This window comes from Chamaesiphon sp. OTE_8_metabat_110, assembly GCF_031382685.1.
In the GTDB taxonomy this organism is placed as follows: Bacteria; Cyanobacteriota; Cyanobacteriia; order Cyanobacteriales; family Chamaesiphonaceae; genus Chamaesiphon.
Window position 1 is genome coordinate 1 of record NZ_JANMZA010000292.1, and the last position, 1983, is coordinate 1983.

Genomic DNA, 1983 nt, shown 5'->3' on the forward strand with positions numbered 1-1983 from the left:
AATATTATTACCAGACTGAAGATAAAAATTGAACATTAAAACGAAAGCGATCGGGGGTACTAATTCCAGACCTCAGATAGGTCATGCTAAACAGACTAGGTGCCCAAATTAATCGGGTTAAACTTGAGGACAGCGATTGATGCACTATTTCAAATATACCCAATTCAGTAGACAGGATGGACATCGCCTAATAGTACCGCTTGCTTTGCGCCTGTCGCCAGCGGGAAGTTGCCCGGAATCCCGCACTTGCGCCAATATGCCAAGACGGCAAAAGCGATTGCTTCTTTATAATCGCCATCTAGCCCCGCAGTATCGGTTGTCTCGATCGCGATATGGGGTAAATGATGCTCCAGACGTTGCCGTAAATACAGATTGCGACTGCCCCCGCCGCAGAGCAAGACCCGATCTGGCAATCGTGGCAAAAAGCGACGGTAACTATCAGCGATACTACTAGCTGTAAAATCGGTCAGCGTTGCCAACAGATCCGCCGCACTCAAATCGGCAGCGCTGGCATCCAACAGACACGCTTGCAGATACTCGGCACCGAATAGCTCTCTGCCCGTCGATTTGGGGGGTACAGCGCGAAAGTAATCCTCCTCTAACCATTTTTGAACTAAAGATTTGCAACTGCGCCCAGTCGCCGCCCAGGCACCATCTCGATCGAACGTCAGTTTACCCTGGCTTAATTGGGTCACAGCTAGATCGAGCAAACTATTTCCCGGTCCGGTATCCCATCCGCAGACTTGCCGCTCCCAGTCGGGCTGGTTGTGAGGCGGGAGATAGGTAACATTCCCAATGCCGCCGATATTTTGGATGCAACGATGTTCGATCGGATGACCGAGGAGGTAAGCATCGGGCTTGGGTACCAGAGGCGCACCCTGTCCGCCCGCCGCAATATCCGCCGCCCGGAAATTATCGATCGTTTCGATCTGCGTCATTGCCGCAATTAGTGCGCCCCGTCCGAGCTGAAGACTGTAACCCATCGCTCGATCGGTGGTCGGGCGATGGTAGAGCGTTTGACCGTGAGAGCCGACTAGTACTGCCAATGGTCGATCGACCTGAATCGCCTGCACCGCTTGGGCAAAGCAGTCGGCGATCGCATCATCTAAAGCGGCAAGTTCTAGCAGCGATAACCGCTCGCCACTACAGACCGCCAAGATTTGCGATCGTATCGCGTCAGGATAAGGATAGGTCGCTCCTGCTAACAATTCCACTCGCAAATCGAGGGTCGTCCCAGCAATTTCGACCAAAGCAGCATCGATACCATCGACTGATGTCCCACTCATTAACCCAATTACTTTCATATCAGCTCCGTTTTCAATGGGTAAATCCCCCCGCTTGGTGCGCTTCCATGGTCGGGGAACCCGATTGGTGACAAGTTAAGGCGCAAGTGCAGTTGTCAAGCAGGGTGGAGAGGACGGCTCAAAGAAAAATGGCCCTTCCCTACTCACTCGTTCTGGGAAGGGGTCAATAATCAATTTCTTGAATGGTTTGCGGATAGATTTAACAACTCCCAGATCTTGATTTTCAGGAGCGGCAAAATATTTAACAGGGTCAGTAGCTAAACCCTTGTGATGAGCGACATAGAAATGATAGATACCACGATAAATCATCTCTAGAGAAATGCGGTCAAAAGGAAGAGATACCTCCGCAGCAACAGCATCACCGAGATCGACTAACACAGCATAAAATAGCCAAGTCCCCCAGAGTTGTAATTGAATGCCATTGAGTGAACCCGTCCAGATATAACTCAAGCCCAACAACCGTTTAACCGGATTAAATGCTTCTTCGATTCGCCACCTTCTGCCATACAAATCGGCAACTACATCGGGAGGTAAAATCAGTGGGTCAAGTACACTAGTCAGATAAGCGAGCTTTTCGGGGGAAGCTTCCCCCGAAAACGTCGCGTAAGAACACCAAGTTTTCCCCACTCTAATTTCGACTAATCTCATTGTGATGCAGGGGATTGTCTTTGTGCCAGCA

Annotated in this window: 2 protein-coding genes; both read right to left on the bottom strand. The window is 50.4% G+C overall.

Going from position 1 to position 1983, the window contains the following annotated elements; all coding sequences use genetic code 11:
• Window positions 1-164: 164 nt before the first annotated feature.
• On the bottom strand, window positions 165-1304 hold the full coding sequence (locus RMO52_RS10485; protein ID WP_310413757.1) for an anhydro-N-acetylmuramic acid kinase: 1140 nt from the start codon (window positions 1302-1304) through the stop codon (window positions 165-167).
• 75 nt (window positions 1305-1379) lie between these two features.
• Window positions 1380-1983 (bottom strand): transposase (locus RMO52_RS10490; RefSeq protein ID WP_310413760.1); only part of this gene is annotated, 604 nt, incomplete at its 5' end.